Source organism: Cytophagales bacterium, assembly GCA_033344775.1.
Taxonomy (GTDB): Bacteria; Bacteroidota; Bacteroidia; order Cytophagales; family Cyclobacteriaceae; genus JAWPMT01.
This window is the reverse complement of the sequence record JAWPMT010000002.1, coordinates 1063544-1080785: the sequence shown is the minus strand read 5'-3', so window position 1 is coordinate 1080785 and position 17242 is coordinate 1063544. Positions and strand designations below refer to the sequence as shown.

The window sequence follows — 17242 nt, the reverse complement described above, 5'->3', positions numbered from 1 at the left end:
TTACTTCAACTTATCAGCGAATTGCTTGACGAATTTGTCTACTTTCGGACGCACCACAAACTGACAATACGGCTGCGATCCATTTTGATTGAAATAATCATCGTGATAGTTTTCTGCCTCGTAGAATCGTTCGAATGGCGCGATCTCCGTCACAATAGGATCTTTCCAGGTGCCTGATTGATCCAGTTGTACCTTGTAAGCCTCTGTTTGCTTACGCTGTTCATCATCGTGATAAAAAACCACGGATCGGTATTGCGTACCCACATCATTTCCCTGTCGATTAAGCGTGGTAGGATCGTGCGTATTCCAAAAAACTTCTAATAACTCATCAAAAGTAATTTGTTCGTCATCATAAGTGATCTGCAAAACTTCAGCGTGCCCCGAGGTTCCGGAGCATACTTCCCTATAGGTGGGGTTGTCGATTTTCCCTCCGGAATACCCGGACTTCACCTTCGACACTCCTTTAAGTTTTTGAAAAACGGCTTCTGTACACCAGAAGCATCCATTGCCAAATGTAGCTACTGCTTGCATGTGCGGTTATTGATTTGATAGAAAACAGCTCGCCAATATTAATGGTTCGGAGGGATCTGGAAAAAATTGGAAGTCGATTTTCTGAGGATTGTACAAAATAAAACCCCGCCTCTTTAAGAGACGGGGTTTTACTAGCTTAGACAAATAATCAACCAACACGTGATACGTGTAGACTGCAAACATAAGCTACTAAAGAATATTCGCAATAGCAATGAGGGTGACAAAGAGTATACACCGGACCAGCGGTCATTATCTCTTCTAAAGATGTTAGACCTGATCAGGAGCTACCTGAAAGTCCTCCAGACGATCTCCGCTAATGACAATAACACCCGGCTTCGGAATGGTTCCCGTACCTCCCGGCCAATTTGATGTCAGGTACTGAATGCCTTTACTGGTCTCCCCGGGATGTTGTACACTTAAAAACAATTCTCCATCGGGACCAAAACACGGTCCGGTAAACTCCGCATCATTCGGTGCACTGGCCATCTGGATCACTTGCCCGGCATTGACACCACTCCGAGGTACCACAAACAACCCATTGTTCCCAAAACTGTCGTAAGGTGGCAGATTCAATTCACTACCTGAAATATCTGACGTAAACCACAAATTACCCGCCGGATCGAATGCCAGGTTATCCGGACAGGCAAAACCAGTTTCTTCGCCGCCTGTCAGGTAAGTTTCATAACTAAACGTCAATCCATCATAGCCGTCGGTTTCCTTCAATCGCATCAATGAACCAAAATAGTTCTCCTCGGGTTTGTTGTTGGTCAGGGCGATGATCACACTTCCATCAATCGGATCGATCTCTATGTCTTCGGGTCTATCCAGAGGCGTTCCGTCAACATACTTAGCCGCAAGCCTGGTCTTGATCAGCATCTGTGTCTCACTTTCAAAGCGGGTCTTTAATTCAGGTCGTTCGTAATTAATGGCTTGCCACTGACCTGCACTAAAATCACCCACATACAGCTTTCCGGGATAGATCTTACCCGCCTCATCTGAGACATATTTATACAAGCATCCGCCATTCATGTCATCACCAGAATAGATCACTACCCGACCATCCGGTAATTCTTTTACCGTTGCACATTCATGAGCAAAACGCCCCAAACCAATGTGTTTCTTCGCTGTTTTCGAGGAAGGATCATATTCTACGACCCAACCATAGTGTTCGGTTTTGTTTCTGGGAAAAAACAACTCCCATTGCAAAGGGCTTGCCTCGTAAGTTCCCAGAAGGTCATTATAATCGCCGTAGAAGGTATCGTAGTTCTCTTCACAAGTTAAAATCGTACCCCAGGGGGTCACTCCTCCTGAACAATTAGCCAGTGTTCCCATTGCTTTTTCAGCCCCTGCTACCCGATCATGCCACTCAAAAGGGATTTCACTACTACCTGTCAGTTTGAAATTAGCTTCATCGTCCTGAATGATATTCCAGGAGCCTCCACTTTTTTTAATACGAAAGATGGAACCGCCCACATCTTCCATTTCTTGTTTTATCTTTTTTCTTAATCGGGCCTTATCAGTATCATACTCCGGATCCAGTACTGGATTCACAGACTCATGATTTACCCACAATAAGCCAGAACGTTTCGAATCTTTGAGAAAAGCAATGTAGTCGTTGTTGTACCCAAAGTTCATACTTGCGGTGATGGGGTCACCCCATTTTACCAACAGGTCATATTGTAAACCATCAGCCAATACAACCTCATCCCTGGCACTCGACGAAATTCCGGTGATAGCTTCTGTTAAGTATTCTCCACCTGATGTACATGAGGACAACAAACTGGTCAAAACCGGTGCGGCCACCATTCCCTTACCTAAAAATTCAATGAAGGATCTTCTGTTCATAGTTTCTAAATCGCTTCAAATCTAAGCATGCCGATGGAATCCCGTCCTATCTATTATCCTCTTCTCGCGCCTTCCATCATGTCAAAGACAAGATAAAATCTGAATCCGCGTTATCTTGTGAACCGATGACTAACTTAATATGAAGAAAGAAATTTTTGTTATGCTAATGGGGCTCATTATATATGCATGTGGCCCTTCAGAACAGCCGTACGAGACCAAGACTGCTACGGAAAACGGCTATACTTACGAGTATGTGGTGGGTGATCCGATGAATACCCGGATATACACGCTGGAAAACGGACTAAAAGTATACCTGAGTGATTATGAGAACGCTCCTCGTGTCCATGTCTTTATTCCGGTAAAGGCTGGCGGAAAAAATGACCCTGCCGATAATACTGGTCTGGCTCACTACCTGGAACACATGATGTTCAAGGGCAATGATGAGTTCGGCACCTTAAATTACGAAGAAGAAGTGGCCATGCTGGATAGCATTGAACAAATGTTCAATCACTACGGCACACTGGAAGATGCTTCTGATCGAAAAGCTTATTATGCCAAAATAGATCAATATTCCAATGAAGCTGCCAAGTTGGCAATTCCGAATGAATACGATAAAATGATGTCGATGATCGGTGCAAAAGGCCTGAATGCCTACACTACCGTAGATCGAACAGTGTACACTGTAGACATCCCAGCTAATGAAGTCGGTAGGTTCCTTAAGATTGAAGGTTCCCGCTTCAGCAAGATTGTTAATCGTCTCTTTCATACCGAATTGGAAGCGGTCTATGAAGAAAAGAACCGGTCTCTGGACAATGATTTTTGGAAAGTTTATGAAACGATGTATCAAGGTGCCTTTGAAAAGCACCAATATGGAACGCAAACGGTAATCGGCACCATCGATCACCTCAAAAACCCATCAATCACGGAGATCAAGAATTACTTCAACAAGTATTACCGGCCCAACAATGTAGCCATTTGCATGAGCGGAGACATTGATTTTAATGAAACCATCCAACTGATCGATCAGCATTTCGGCAGCTGGGAGTCTAATAAAAATCTACCTAAATGGGAAAAACCAGAAGAAGCTCCAATAACTGAGCCGGTAGTAAAAGAAGTTTATGGCCCGGATGCAGAGTTTCTGAATCTGGCTTTCCGATTTGGTGGCACCAGCTCTGAAGAATTGGTTAAAGTGAAATTGATTGATATGATTCTCAACAACGCTGAGGCAGGACTAATTGATTTGAACCTGAAACAAAAGCAGGCCGTGCTCAATGCAGGTTCTTATGTCGATGACATGAATGACTATTCGCTTCATACGGTCTATGGAAATGCCAAAAACAACCAGTCGCTTGAAGAAGTCAGGGATTTGATTCTTGAACAGATAGCATTGGTGAAAAATGGTGATTTTGATGACTGGCTATTAGATGCGGTGATCACGGATCTTAAGAAATCCAGAATGCAGGGGCTTGAAAGTAATTGGTCACGTGCCAACAACATGGTGAAGGCCTTCACGAATAATATGGATTGGTCGGATTACATCCAGGAAATCGACAAGATGGAAAAAATCACCAAAGAGGAGTTGGTGGCTTTTGCCAATGAAAATTACAACGACAACTATGTGGTCGTCTACAAGCGTAATGGAGAAGATACAAATAAGCAAAAGGTGGAAAAACCCGAGATCAATAAAGTACCTCTGAACAGAGAAAATAAATCTGATTTCCATCAGGCGATGGCCGATACGGAAGTGAATAAGCTCACTCCTGCTTTCGTCAATTTTTCCGAAGACATTGATCAATTTTCTGTCAATAACGTGGACGTCTTGTCCAAGAAAAACAAGGAAAATGAGCTCTTTCGATTGACCTACTTGTTGGACCTGGGTAAAAATGCAGATCCAAAGATGGCGATGGCCGTGCAATATCTGGAATTTTTGGGCACCGATGCTTACAACGCAGAAGAATTCAAAAAGGAATTGTACAAAATCGGTTGCAGCTTCAGTGTTTTTGCCTCGACAGAACGGACATATGTCACTTTATCCGGATTGGATGAAAACATGGAAAAAGCTACTGCCTTATTCGAATCACTCCTGGCAAACCCTCAACCTGATCAGGAAGCGCTGGATAACATGGTCGATCGAACCTTTAAATCACGTTCCGATGCCAAGAAAAACAAAGGCAATATTCTTTGGGACGGACTATACAATTACGGTAAATACGGAGAGGTCAATCCATTCAACGATGTGATGGCCAATGCCGAACTGCAGGAAGTTCAGGCAGAAGAGTTAACCGATATCATCAAAGGGATCACTAAACTTCCCCACCGAATCTTGTACTATGGTCCCCGTGAAGCTGATGCCGTCAGTGAGTTTCTTGCTACGAACCACCCAGTACCAGCAGAATTTGATCCGGTTCCGTCCTTGAAAAGATATGAGGAGTTGGCCATTGATGAATCTCAGGTATTCTGGACAGATTATGACATGGTACAAACGGAGATCATCTTCCTGGCCAAAGGTGAAAACTACGATGCTCAAAATGAACCTGCTGTCCGTCTGTTCAACGAATACTTTGGCGGTGGTATGAATAGCATTGTCTTCCAGGAAATCCGGGAGGCGCAAGGCCTTGCTTACTCGGTATTCTCCACCTATTCTCAACCCTCGAAAAAGGACAAAGCAAACTATCTGTTTGCCTATGTAGGCACACAAGCCGACAAACAGGCCGAAGCCATGAATGCCATGATGGGCCTATTAAATGACATGCCAGAATCGGAAGAAGCCTTCAACATTGCCAAAAATGCGATTCTCAATAAAATCGAAAGTGAGCGAATCACAGGCTCGGGTGTCTTGTGGAATTACATCAGTGCTCAGGACAAGGGACTGGACTATGACGTAAGGAAAGATATTTACGAACAGGTCTCAAGCATAGAATTCGAGAACCTTAAATCCTTCCATGAAAATTACATCAAAGACCAAAAGTATGTGACCGTCCTGGTAGGTGCCCGGGATAAAATTGATTTTAATGCTTTGAAAACTTATGGAGAGGTAACTGAGTTATCGTTAGACGAATTATTCGGTTATACTGATAATGAGCCCATCGAACCGGGCAAATAAAGATCTTACCCAAAATTGATTAGTAAAAGGCCATTCTCAATAGGATGGCCTTTTCAATTTCAGGGCTTCGTAACAAATGGGCTATTTCGTAATCGCTTCTGAAGCTCAATCCCTCTGATATTCCAATCCGGGGCCATCACAAGCCAGCCAGGTTCCGAATAAAGCATTGTTTCGAAAAGAAAGCAATTCCTTCAGGTCTCCTGTACAATTGCCGATGATCTCCGAGCTTTCGCTGTAGGTGAATTCGAAATAGGGCCCATCTGATAGATCGACAATCTGATAACTCCCTATAGCAGTAATTGTGGCTCCATCTTCCTGTCTTTCTTTGGTAAAATCACCACTTTCGGTCAGCGTATAAACTTCTTGCCAGGCCATGTCCGCTCCGGTCGTTTCGGAGTTGATAAAACTACCAGTCATTCGAACCAATCTCCATTGTTGATTCTCAATACGAATACCTTCTTGTTCTGCAGCTTTCAATTTCAAATCGTTACAAGCAAAATAAATCAATAATACGGTCAAAAATAGTAGAGGTGATTTCATCATCATTTTGTCTAGTGTGTATCGTGATTGAAACTAAAATTGTGCCGAAATGGGTTAAGTCTATGAAGTGATCTCATTTGAAGTCAATTTTAATAAAAAAGATGAGTTAGATGGGTTTTCATTTTGTGATCCCCCCCCATTGACCTTGTTTTGCTGTCGTTGATCTACGTCGAAGTTATACTGCCATTGCCCCTTCCGGGAACATTTACTTATTCAGTCCCAGACGAATTTGCAGACTATGCGCAACCGGGCCACCGGGTAGTTGTTTCATTTGGTAAAACCCAATTTCACACGGGTGTGATCAGGAGGATTGTCGAGAAACAAGACCACCTCTCTCGGATCAAACCCATCATAGATGCCCTGGACCTGGAGCCGCTTGTATCGGAAGATCAGTTCTTGTTTTACGAATGGATCGCTGAATACTACCTCTGTACACTAGGCGAAACCCTTCAAGCAGCATTACCATCTGGCTTTAAGCTGTCTTCAGAGGCGTTCATTTCTCTGGCACCCAATGCTGAACCTGACCTCTATATTCTGACCGAAAAAGAGGAATGGATCCTACGGAAGTTGGAAGACAAAGACCTGCACATTAATGATGTCCGTAAACTCACGGGGCTGGAACAGCCAATCAAATTGATCAAGTCATTGCAAGAACGGGGCCTGATCCAATTATTGGAAAAACTGAAAGACAAGTACACGCCTAAAAGGGAAAAACGGATACGACTCACCCAACCGTACCTGCAAGAAGCCCAATTAGACGAGCTACTGCAACAGCTGGAGCGACGAACCAAGCAAATTGATGCATTGGTCATGTACCTGCGAGATGTGCCTGTATTACAAGACCCTTCTCAAAACCTTCTGGGTGCCAGTAAACCGGAGATGATCAAAGAAGGTGTCAGTCCTTCTTCTCTTCAGACATTGATCAAGAATGGTGTTTTCGAAGAATGGGATGAGATCGTAGATCGCTTCGGATATAATTCTCTGAATATCGGGCCTTTACCCGAATTGTCGGACATCCAGGGATTGAAAAGAGATCAGATCCTGACTGCCTTTGAAACCCAGCGTACTGTATTGTTAAAAGGGGTTACCGGAAGTGGTAAGACGGAAATCTACATGTCGCTGATTCATCAGGTCATCGAGCAAGGTGGTCGGGTGTTGTATCTGTTGCCGGAGATTGCACTCACCACTCAGATCATAGGACGGTTCAGAAAAATCTTCGGCAATCGTTTTGGCATCTACCACTCCCGTTTTTCAGATACGGAACGAATGGAAGTGTGGAAGAAGTGCCTTAAAGGAGAATTTGACTTTATCATTGGAGTGCGCAGTGCAGTATTCCTTCCCATGACCAATGTCGAATTGATCATCGTCGATGAAGAACATGAATCTTCTTTTAAACAGCACGATCCGGCACCCCGATATCATGCAAGAGATGCAGCCATCTATCTTGCCCATCAACTGGATGCAAAGATCTTGCTTGGAACAGCTACTCCTTCTCTTGAAACTTATACCAATGCCAGAAGTGGCAAATACGCACTGATCGAACTCAATGAACGCTTCAGTGATCAGCCCAAGCCCATTTACCAACTGGTCGACCTGACCGATGAGCGAAAACGCAAAACCATCAAAGGCAGCTTTTCTTCCCGATTGCTCAATGAATTGCAAGAAGTGATTGGCCGGGAAAAACAAGGCATTCTTTTCCAGAATCGACGTGGATATGCTCCGGTGGTCATGTGTGAAAGTTGCGGACATACTCCCAAGTGCCCAAACTGCTCCGTGAGCCTCACCTATCACATTTACGCCAATACGCTAAACTGTCACTACTGCGGCTACAAAGAATCCATGGTTGAAACTTGTGCATCCTGTGGTGAGAGAAGCTTAAAAACCGTGGGACTGGGCACGGAGAAGATAGAAGAAGAACTTAGTATCCTACTCCCTGAGGTAAGGATCCAACGTATGGACCTGGACAGCACGCGGAGTAAATATGCCTATCAGGACATCATTGACCGATTCGAACGTCGAGAAATTGACGTTTTGGTTGGCACGCAGATGATCAGTAAAGGACTGGATTTCGAACGGGTAGAACTTGTTGGCATTTTTGATGCCGATCGGATCATTCATTTTCCCGATTTTCGATCTCATGAACGTGCATATCAGTTGCTAACCCAGGTAGGTGGCCGTGCAGGTCGAAAACTGGAACGCGGTAGGGTCATCGTACAAACCAATGATCCTTCATTAAAGTTACTGACTCAGATCCAACAAGAGGATTATGAAGGGTTCTACCACGATGAGATGAAAGAACGCCACAAGTTCCGCTATCCTCCCTTCTACCGCTTGATTCAGGTTACGATAAGACATAAAGACAAACAGACGGCTTACGAAGCAGCTGATCAGCTTAGTTTCTTCCTTCGAAAACAATTGGGTGAGAGAAGTTCGCCTCCTATTGAACCAACAATCTCCAAGATTCGGAATTACTATCGGTTCCAACTGGTGATTCGTTTGGAAAAAGAAGGCATCAACCTGCCAGGAGTCCGCGAATTTTTAAAGTCAAGTAGGGATACGTTATTAGCTTTGCAGTCGTTTAAAAGTGTCAGGGTACACTTCGATGTAGATCCAATATGATCATTAAGAAATTAGGTTGGTTTAGTATGGTCTTGTTGCTCCTCGTATGGGGATGTAACGATTGTGAAGAATGTGTCACAACCGTGGACGCGCCGCGGGTTTCATTCGTATTCCTCAATCAGACTTCACTGGACACCTTAAATACGGATTTGGGGGCCATTGATGCTTCTCTGACGGAACTGCAAACCATGGCAACATCGCTGACAGCATCCAATGTGACTTTAGATTCCTTGCTGGATTCGCTAACCGCCAGAATTGCACGTGGCATGATCGAATTACGTGACGACTCTATGGCTACGGCCAATAAAATTGAAGCCAATAATCAGTTACTAACCAGTAATGCTGAATCACAAAACAGTTTAAATACGGAACGATCGGACCTTACCTCCATCATTGCAACGGTAGAGAGTGGAAACTTATTGGTGGATACGGTAACGAATATTGAAACAGGTACCTTTCAGACCTTCGCGGATTCTGCAACTGCCTACAAGCTACCTCTGGATCCGAATAATGCTGCTATCAGCTATGCCTTTTCCATTGCATCAATGGAATACGACCTAACGGTTACCTACACTACCTCTACTTCGCAAAGTGCCCGAAGGAACATACTGGTGGGTGCCGAGAACATTGCCTATACAACGACCTCATTTGATTCAGTCCGGGTTGATCCTGAAACCAATAATACAAATGCGACTACTACTATCTATTGTTCTTTTTAGTGGCTGCGTATTCTGCACCCTGGCGCAGGAAAGTGATAGTCTGACAGTTGCTGCGACTGATAGTGTTGCTGCGGAAGATTCTCCTGGAAAAAAAACATTTAATCTGGGATTCCACATCGATTACGGCAAGGTATTGACCCTGCCATTTGATTTTGAAAATAAAATAGAGGGCGGTGTAGTGCTGGAAATCGTTGAAAACATTGAATTAGTCGGAGAATACGGTTTCTGGGATAAATCCTCCAATCAGGCGATTGAAAATGGCACTTACAATTCGACAGGGAGCTATTACCGAGCCGGAATGGGGTTTTCGTTTCCCTTCAACACACCTGGTAATCGTATTGGCATTGGTTTCCGCTATGCCAGCAGTCAATTCGACGATGAAGGTACTTATACCATCGATCCCACAGATAACCTTTCTACAGAATTTACTGACTCCTTTCAAAGACAAAACCTATCTGCAACCTGGATTTCCGGAGTACTGACTTCCGTCGGACAATTAAAGCTGCGTAAATCCGTTCCAGAGTCTCCACTCAATCGCATGTTTCGCATCGGATTACAGCTTAGGTGGCGATTCTTACTGGACCGTGATCGTTTCGGAGATCCTTCTAACCCGGAAGTCATTGAAGTGTATACCATCCCCGGTTATGGACGTACGCTGGCAGACAGCAACCTCGCGATGAATTTCTTTATCCGGTTTTATCCCTTCGGAATCTAGAAGCTTTCACTGAAGCCATCGTTTGAGTCTTCTCAAACAGCACTGTCGTTACTTAAAAGTTTGTGAGGTCACTTCCGAGGAGGTTTTAGGTTAATCTGACCAATTTTCACCAGATCATGTATCTTTAATCTGATACCTCAATCGACCTCCCTTATGAAAAAATCACTACTGATCCTATTCCTTTCAACCGGAATTTGGGCCAATGCTCAGGAATTGAAAGACTTCCTCTCCTATTCCTTTGCATCAGATCTGGTTCGTTCTCCTTCTGCCACTAATGTAGCCTGGGTAGAAAACAAGGAAGGTGTCCGAAACATCTGGATTGCCACCACACCAAATCTGGAAGCAAAACAAGTGACTTACTTTGAATTGGACGATGGTCAGCCTTTGTCCAATCTGACTTTTACCAATGATGAAAATGCACTGGTATATGTCAAAGGTTCCGGTCCGAACCGACGGGGAGAATTCGCCAACCCTGCCTTGATCAGTTCAGGTGTAAACCGAGAAATCCGAGTGGTCTACTTCGAATCTGCGATCGACAGCTTGATTACAAGAGGGAATTCTCCTATGCTTTCGCCTAAAGGAAATACCATGGCGTTTGTGAAAGGTGGAAAAGTTTGGACAGTTGACCTTAGTAGCAAAGAAAAACCTACCCAGCTCTTCCATACACGTGCAAGCTGCAACACCCTTTGTTGGTCCCCTGAAGGCAATCGATTAGCCTTCGTCAGTAGTCGAGGAGATCACTCATTTTTAGGCGTTTATGATTTAGCAAGTAAAGCACTGAACTACCTCAACCCATCGGTGGATCATGACCGACATCCTGTATGGTCTCCTGATGGAAAACAATTGGCGTATGTCAAAATACCCAACGAACGAGAAAAACTCATCTTCGAACCGCACCGCAGCGGCCTTCCCTGGTCCATCTGGGTGGCTGATGTTAATAAAGGAGAATCAACGCAGGTATGGAAAGCAGACGAAGGCGCAGGAAGTGTCTATCGATCGATTAGCGCCAGTAATCAGATTTTTTGGAGCGCTGACAATCAAATTGTCTACCCGTGGGAAAAATATGGCTGGACCAATTTGTTCTCCGTGGACGTAGCATCGGGAAAAGTTCAGAGACTGACCGATGGAGAATTCGAAGTACAATTCGTATCCATGGGGCCACAAGGAAAATCTATGTATTACTCTAGCAATCAAGAAGACATAGACCGTCAGCACATCTGGAAAACGGAAATAAGCTCTGGTAAAACGACCCAATTATCGAAAGGTACTGGAGTAGAATGGGGACCAGTTGCCATAAAAGATCAAGTGGTGGCCATCGCTTCTACAGGAACGCAGCCTGCATCGGTCGTTAAACTCGAAAAGAAAAGTATTGAACCATTATCTGACGCTAATGACAATTATCGTTCAAGTCAACTTGTGCAACCCGAGCAAGTGATCTTCAAAGCAGAAGATGGCATGGAAATCCATGCACAATTGTTCAAGCCCAGTAATTATGACCCTAACAAACAGTATCCGGGCCTCCTGTTCTTTCACGGAGGATCAAGACGGCAAATGCTCATGGGTTTTCATCATCGAGGTTATTATCACTATGCTTATGCCCAAAATCAATATTTAGCTAGCCTTGGATATATGGTCTTATCTGTCAATTACCGCAGTGGTATCGGGTATGGCATGGAATTCCGTGAAGCACTTGCATATGGTGCAACCGGAGCTAGTGAAGTAAAAGACGTGATTGCCGCGGGAAAGTACTTACAGGCCAGAAACGATATCGATGCAAAACGGCTGGGATTATGGGGAGGATCCTATGGTGGATACCTTACCGCATGGGGATTAATCAAAGCCCCTGACATGTTTGCCGCCGGCGTAGATATTCATGGGGCCCACGACTGGAACATCATCATCAAAAACTTCATCCCTTCCTACGACCCCTTGAAACGATCAAAGTTCGCAAAACTAGCCTATGATTCCTCGCCGATCGCACATGTTCAAAGCTGGGAAGCCCCAGTGTTATTGATTCACGGAGACGATGACCGAAACGTACCTTTTAGAGAAACCGTAGATATTGCAGAAGCCCTCAGACGCAACAACGTGGAATTCGAACAATTGATATTCCCCGATGAAGTCCATGGCTTCCTCTTACATCAGAATTGGCTTGATGCTTATCAGGCTACCGCTGAATTTTTCAATAGAAAATTAGAAAAGTAAATTCGGGTACAGTTCAAGCAGAATACTGGGTGATAATGCCCTGTACCATAAAACGCCTTTCAAGTTGGGCACTGGAGTCTCCGGCACTTTTCTCAAGGTGCTGATACACTTTTTTGGCACAGGCGATCACATCACTGGATTCGTAGCTTTCAAGGTCTTTTCGGATCTCATCCAGAAACGCCTCTATAGAAGCTGGTAAATTCATTGGCTCTTTTTTATTAGGTTTTAGGTTATCACAAATAAATACAAAACTTAGAATAACATCCAAGATATTACTGAAAAAATTTAAAACACTATAAATGAGCGATTTACATAACCATACTTCAATCTTAAGATGAATTAATTAAAATACATAAAAAAACCCTTCAACTAGAAGTAGAAGGGTCTCACTGTTTGATCATCTTTCGTATCAATAATCCTTAAATCAGTAACATAGCTGGCTCCAAATCACATGGTCAGCCATACAGCTGTATCTTCAATTTCATTAATTCCAAACTGAACCTCAAATCTCTCTCTTTTTATCGGAGCGGTTGCATTCGAAACACATCAGCAGGAATAAACCCCTCCTCACCCGGAATACTCAGTATTTAACGACGTTAGATAGGCCCATATTTAATTGGAAATAATCGATCCTGCACTAATAAATCGGACCAAAACAGTAACTTTCCACCTTCAATACTTGAGAGCCATACATGACCTACACCTGCATCGCGATCGATGACGACCCTTTGTTCCTAAAAATGCTTCAGGTATTGATAGCCGATATCCCGGAGCTGGAACTGCTTGCTACTTTTACCAATCCAGTAGATGGTGTGATGGCTGCTGTGAAGCAAAAACCAAACCTGATGTTCGTCGATTATGAAATGCCTTATCTTGATGGATTCGAGTCCCTTGAGATCATGGATGAATTACCCAAGATCATTATGATCTCAGGTTACCTACAGGCATATGAAGTCGAGGATTCTGAACTTGATATTTCAGGCTTTATCAGTAAAAATGATTTACGTACTCCTGATATGTTGAGACAAAAGGTCCTGGATGTAATGAGTTAAATCTTCATTGGTTTCCATTTAGTTATTATCTTGGCTTCATATCTTCGGATACCATTACATTTGACAACTACTAAAGATTGATGACCAGGCCTAAAAAACCCTTTCCTATTCTACGACAGACAGGAATGATGGAATGTGGAACAACCAGTCTCGCTATGGTATTCAAATTCTATGGCTATTATGACATTAAGCGATTTCTTGCAGAATATGCCGAAGTAAACAAGGAAGGGATCGACCTGTACACATTAGCCCAGATCGCACAAAGCTTTGGATTCGAAGCTGATGGTTATCAAATGGGTTATGAGCACATTGCCCAAGTCTCATTGCCATTCATTGCTCACTTTGATGGAAATCACTTTGTGGTTGTTTATAAAGCTACTGAACAAAAAGTCTGGGTAGCTGATCCTGCAAATGGCAAGCGAGTTTACTCGAAAAAAGAGTTTGAAGAAAAATGGAATGGGATTGGGCTTGTACTGGAGCCCACACCCGACATTTTCAAACATAATGAGCTAACAGAGCTGGTAGAAGCCCAGCGAGCTAAGGAGAAAAGCCTGGCCAAGAGATTCTACCTCGCCTCACTGGAGGCTTCAAAAAAGAACCTCGTCTATGTATTGATCGGATCCCTCTTCATTATGGCTGGTGAATTGACCATACCGATATTCACCCAAACCATCATTGATAAAGTCCTGGTAAACAAGGACATTAAGATGCTATATGTCATCCTGTTCGGCATCGCAAGCCTAACAGTTGCCAATATCCTCTTAATGCATGGCAGGGACCTCATTCTTACACAGTTCAGGATCAATTTTGAGCGAAGTTTCTTTAGCAAATTCTTTTTGCATTTTGTGCGTTTGAAATTGAGTTACTTTGATCGGTTCAAAAGAGAGGACCTGATCAATCGCTTTCAGGAAAACCTCAAACTCAGGGAGATCATCACCCCTGCCACACTTGGTTCTATCCTTGACTTCTTCTTCTCCATTTTTCTGATCCTGATCCTGATCAATTACAATGCCCTATTGGGATATAGTACTGCGATCTTTTTTGTTCTGTTCATCTTATTAACTTCCCTGATGAACCCTAAGCTCATGCGGCTGGATGAGCAAGCTTTTCAGGAAAGCATGAAATCGATGGGGATGTTTCTGGATACATTGCTTGGCGTACAAGCCACCCGCCTGCTTGGCATTGAATACCTGAAGTACCAAAAGTGGCGTAATCAGTATACTAAGAGCCTGAATCGTGAGATCAAGATCACACGAACTTATCTGAACTACACCATGATGATCATGTCCATATGGTTTGCCGGACAAGTTTTTGTGTATTGGTACGGGGCCTACCTTATTTTTGATGGCTCCTTATCGATTGGTAGTTATGTTGCTTTTACGGCCATCTTCATGCGTTTATTTATGACCGTAGCCAGGACGGTCAATCTACAATTCATGTTTGTTAGACTCAGGTTATCGTACAATAAGCTTAACGATGTACTGTCACAACCGGAAATTGACCTGAAGGAAGGCGGAGTGCAACTCCCCGCTGCTCCGATCGCAATCAAGATCAATGACCTGACATTTAAATACCTCAAAAACCATCAGAACAATACGTTAGAGTCTCTAAACCTGGAAATCACACCGGGTTCATTTGTCGGAGTTGTAGGCAGAAATGGTTCCGGAAAGTCTACGCTCATCAAGCTGATCAGTAGACTGTACGACGAATACACGGGAGAAATAATGTTGTCCGGCTCAGACATTACAACAATTAGTGAAGCCTCACTTCGAAAGCGCATGGGAGTCATTCCTCAGGATGTCTTTGTTTTTGATGGATCGATTCGGGAAAACATTCTCTTAGGTAATCCCCAAGCTACTGAAGAGCAATTACTGGACGCCATAGAAAAGGCGGATTTCATGGATTACGTGAGATCGCAGTACCTGGGGCTGAACACGCACATTGGTGAGAATGGTACCAAGCTGTCTGGCGGAGAACAGCTGAAATTAGCATTCGCAAGACTATTTGTCTCATCACCGGAGTTGATCATTTTGGACGAAGCGAGTAGCGCACTAGATGTTGAGACAGAGAAAAAAATCATGAAAAATGTTCATGAACAATTTGGGGGCAAAACCATCATATCCATAGCACATCGATTGTACACCTTGAAAAACTGCGATCAGATCCTGGTGATCGATAAAGGGCAACTGGCCGAACAAGGAGATCATGCATCGTTGATGAAACAAGAAGGTTTATACGCACAATTTATCAGTAATTATGTCTCATTCTGATCTACAAGAACAATATGGCTTAGAAGAGCAACAAATCGACATTTTACTGCAGGAGGATGATGCTCCTCTGGAGAATATTTCACGAAGGGGTCATCGGGTGTTTTTCCTTACAGGTTTTGCCCTGGTTTTCCTGTTTATCGTGTTTTCGATAACCATTACCTTGCCACAAGAAGTGCAGTTGAATTTCGTTCTGAAAGGAGGCTCCGTTGAAGAAGTAAAACGTGTGGGTGAACCCATATTCGTTCACAAGTTATTGGTCACTACCGGAGATGAATTACCCGCCAATACCCCATTAATGGTGATCTCCTCCCCTGGCATCTTGCAAATGATCAGTGACGTAGATCGAAAGCGGCAATTACTGAAATTTCAGGAAAGCACAGCTACCGATTATTTACAAAAAGAATTAGAAGTCTATCGAACCAAAGGCTGGAGTTACAGGGAACAGGTAGTAGAACTTAAAAAAGAACTCACCATTCTTAAGGAAAACAGAGCGGCCGAAATTCAAGCCATAGAGCAACAGATTGCTATCCATAAAAATGACTTAAATCGTCAGGAAGCATTATTTAAGGAGCAAGTCATTAGTCAGTCACAGCTTGAACAAGCTCAATTAACGGTCCAACAGCAGGAACAGGATAAACGAACCGCATTACGTGCTTATGTCCTGTCAGAACAAACTTTACAGCAACAACTTCGTCTGGCGCAGACAGGCATTCAAGAGATCAACACAACATTGGCATTGCTTGAGCAAAAGCACGCCCTTGATCGGGAAAAGCTTCAACAGGAAGTATCAATTGCTGAAGAACAGCTTAAACTAACATTTGGCTCGAATCGCATTGACGGAGATCGATTAATGCTGTTAACGGAAACGCAGGGCACTGTCAATATGATTCGGGAACCAGAAACAAGAATAGGTGCCGGTGAAATTGTATGGCGTCTGGAAACGCAAAATCAAGCAGCATATGTCTATAGTGAAGCCAACTCTGCACAGGTTGGTCACTTAAAAGAAGGGCAAAAAGTTGTAATGAAATTTGAAAGCTTCCCCTATTTCTACTACGGAGCCAAAAGAGGACAGATCACCAGCATCGGAGATAGCCCATCCGATGAGGGTTACTATCCAATTAATATCCAACTCAATCAAAAAGATGATTTCAAACCCGAATTAAAAAAAGGGATGACCGGCAGGGCATCCGTACTGATTGAGGAACTGACGTTGGCACATCTCCTTTATAAGATGGTAGCAAGGAAAGTTGACGGTGAATAAAAAAACCTCTGACTGATCAGAGGCTTATTTCGTTCAATTAAGCTAAACGTTATCCATTAGGAATCTGAATTTCAGGTCCTCCTTTTATGGTCTGTTGTGCTTTGATCGTTAGCTTTTTCATTATGATTATTTATTTAATGGTGAATAAAAAGACAGTTCAATTCAATCTTGAGGAATTTTGACTTCTGGCCCCCCTTTGATGGTCTGCTGTAACTTTACAGTTAGCTTTTTCATTGTGATTATTTACTTTTTGTTGAATAAAAAGACAGTTTACTCAATCTTGAGGCACTTTGACATCTGGTCCCCCTTTGATCGTTTGTAACTGCATAGTTGTTAGCTTTTTCATTGTTTAATTTTTTAGCTTTTCAGAAAGACAATTAAG

The 17242-nt window shown here is 43.3% G+C and carries 12 protein-coding genes; 8 read left to right on the top strand and 4 right to left on the bottom strand.

The window, feature by feature from the left end; all coding sequences use genetic code 11:
• Together msrA and R8G66_08385 are read right to left on the bottom strand one after the other, a co-directional pair.
• Nucleotides 1–531 (bottom strand): peptide-methionine (S)-S-oxide reductase MsrA, encoded by a 531-nt coding sequence (msrA, locus tag R8G66_08390; GenBank protein ID MDW3192369.1) that lies wholly within the window; start codon nucleotides 529–531, stop codon nucleotides 1–3.
• A 267-nt stretch (nucleotides 532–798) separates the two neighbouring features.
• A complete protein-coding gene (locus R8G66_08385) occupies nucleotides 799–2376 on the bottom strand; it encodes a DUF839 domain-containing protein (protein ID MDW3192368.1) in 1578 nt (525 codons plus the stop codon).
• A gap of 139 nt (nucleotides 2377–2515) precedes the next feature.
• Here R8G66_08385 and R8G66_08380 point away from each other — a divergent pair, with 139 nt between their 5' ends.
• Entirely contained in the window at nucleotides 2516–5479 is a 2964-nt protein-coding gene (locus R8G66_08380) for an insulinase family protein (protein MDW3192367.1), read from the top strand.
• Between the two features lie 105 nt (nucleotides 5480–5584).
• Here the strand turns inward: R8G66_08380 and R8G66_08375 are convergent, their stop codons facing one another.
• Entirely contained in the window at nucleotides 5585–5956 is a 372-nt protein-coding gene (locus R8G66_08375; GenBank protein ID MDW3192366.1) for a hypothetical protein, read from the bottom strand.
• A 222-nt stretch (nucleotides 5957–6178) separates the two neighbouring features.
• On the opposite strand from R8G66_08375, the gene priA reads away from it, so the two are divergent.
• The 4 genes from priA to R8G66_08355 all read left to right on the top strand — a co-directional run bounded on the left by priA (nucleotide 6179) and on the right by R8G66_08355 (nucleotide 12277).
• A complete protein-coding gene (priA, locus tag R8G66_08370; protein MDW3192365.1) occupies nucleotides 6179–8638 on the top strand; it encodes a primosomal protein N' in 2460 nt (819 codons plus the stop codon).
• Nucleotides 8635–9357, top strand: coding sequence for a hypothetical protein (locus tag R8G66_08365; protein MDW3192364.1), 723 nt, complete (start codon nucleotides 8635–8637; stop codon nucleotides 9355–9357). The genes priA and R8G66_08365 overlap by 4 nt, the downstream gene beginning before the upstream one ends.
• The gene (locus R8G66_08360) at nucleotides 9326–10072 is read left to right on the top strand and encodes a DUF6048 family protein (protein MDW3192363.1); all 747 of its coding nucleotides are present in this window, start codon (nucleotides 9326–9328) and stop codon (nucleotides 10070–10072) included. Before R8G66_08365 ends, R8G66_08360 begins: the two co-directional genes overlap by 32 nt.
• A 153-nt stretch (nucleotides 10073–10225) precedes the next feature.
• The gene (locus tag R8G66_08355) at nucleotides 10226–12277 is read left to right on the top strand and encodes a prolyl oligopeptidase family serine peptidase (protein ID MDW3192362.1); all 2052 of its coding nucleotides are present in this window, start codon (nucleotides 10226–10228) and stop codon (nucleotides 12275–12277) included.
• A 13-nt stretch (nucleotides 12278–12290) separates the two neighbouring features.
• Here R8G66_08355 and R8G66_08350 read toward each other — a convergent pair whose 3' ends face one another.
• Nucleotides 12291–12482, bottom strand: coding sequence for a hypothetical protein (locus R8G66_08350; protein MDW3192361.1), 192 nt, complete (start codon nucleotides 12480–12482; stop codon nucleotides 12291–12293).
• Between the two features lie 487 nt (nucleotides 12483–12969).
• Here R8G66_08350 and R8G66_08345 point away from each other — a divergent pair, with 487 nt between their 5' ends.
• The 3 genes from R8G66_08345 to R8G66_08335 all read left to right on the top strand — a co-directional run bounded on the left by R8G66_08345 (nucleotide 12970) and on the right by R8G66_08335 (nucleotide 16860).
• Entirely contained in the window at nucleotides 12970–13329 is a 360-nt protein-coding gene (locus R8G66_08345) for a response regulator (GenBank protein MDW3192360.1), read from the top strand.
• An 80-nt stretch (nucleotides 13330–13409) separates the two neighbouring features.
• Nucleotides 13410–15599, top strand: coding sequence for a peptidase domain-containing ABC transporter (locus R8G66_08340; GenBank protein MDW3192359.1), 2190 nt, complete (start codon nucleotides 13410–13412; stop codon nucleotides 15597–15599).
• Nucleotides 15586–16860, top strand: coding sequence for an HlyD family efflux transporter periplasmic adaptor subunit (locus R8G66_08335; protein ID MDW3192358.1), 1275 nt, complete (start codon nucleotides 15586–15588; stop codon nucleotides 16858–16860). Before R8G66_08340 ends, R8G66_08335 begins: the two co-directional genes overlap by 14 nt.
• Nucleotides 16861–17242: the final 382 nt, after the last annotated feature.

Excerpts from the sequence above, each read along its gene's own strand:
- R8G66_08365 (MDW3192364.1), top strand. The coding sequence starts at position 8,635 with ATGATCATTAAGAAATTAGGTTGGTTTAGTATGGTCTTGTTGCTCCTC.
- R8G66_08340 (MDW3192359.1), top strand. The coding sequence starts at position 13,410 with ATGACCAGGCCTAAAAAACCCTTTCCTATTCTACGACAGACAGGAATG.
- R8G66_08345 (MDW3192360.1), top strand. The coding sequence starts at position 12,970 with ATGACCTACACCTGCATCGCGATCGATGACGACCCTTTGTTCCTAAAA.
- msrA (MDW3192369.1), bottom strand. The coding sequence starts at position 531 with ATGCAAGCAGTAGCTACATTTGGCAATGGATGCTTCTGGTGTACAGAA.
- R8G66_08355 (MDW3192362.1), top strand. The coding sequence starts at position 10,226 with ATGAAAAAATCACTACTGATCCTATTCCTTTCAACCGGAATTTGGGCC.
- R8G66_08380 (MDW3192367.1), top strand. The coding sequence starts at position 2,516 with ATGAAGAAAGAAATTTTTGTTATGCTAATGGGGCTCATTATATATGCA.
- R8G66_08335 (MDW3192358.1), top strand. The coding sequence starts at position 15,586 with ATGTCTCATTCTGATCTACAAGAACAATATGGCTTAGAAGAGCAACAA.
- R8G66_08385 (MDW3192368.1), bottom strand. The coding sequence starts at position 2,376 with ATGAACAGAAGATCCTTCATTGAATTTTTAGGTAAGGGAATGGTGGCC.
- R8G66_08350 (MDW3192361.1), bottom strand. The coding sequence starts at position 12,482 with ATGAATTTACCAGCTTCTATAGAGGCGTTTCTGGATGAGATCCGAAAA.
- R8G66_08360 (MDW3192363.1), top strand. The coding sequence starts at position 9,326 with ATGCGACTACTACTATCTATTGTTCTTTTTAGTGGCTGCGTATTCTGC.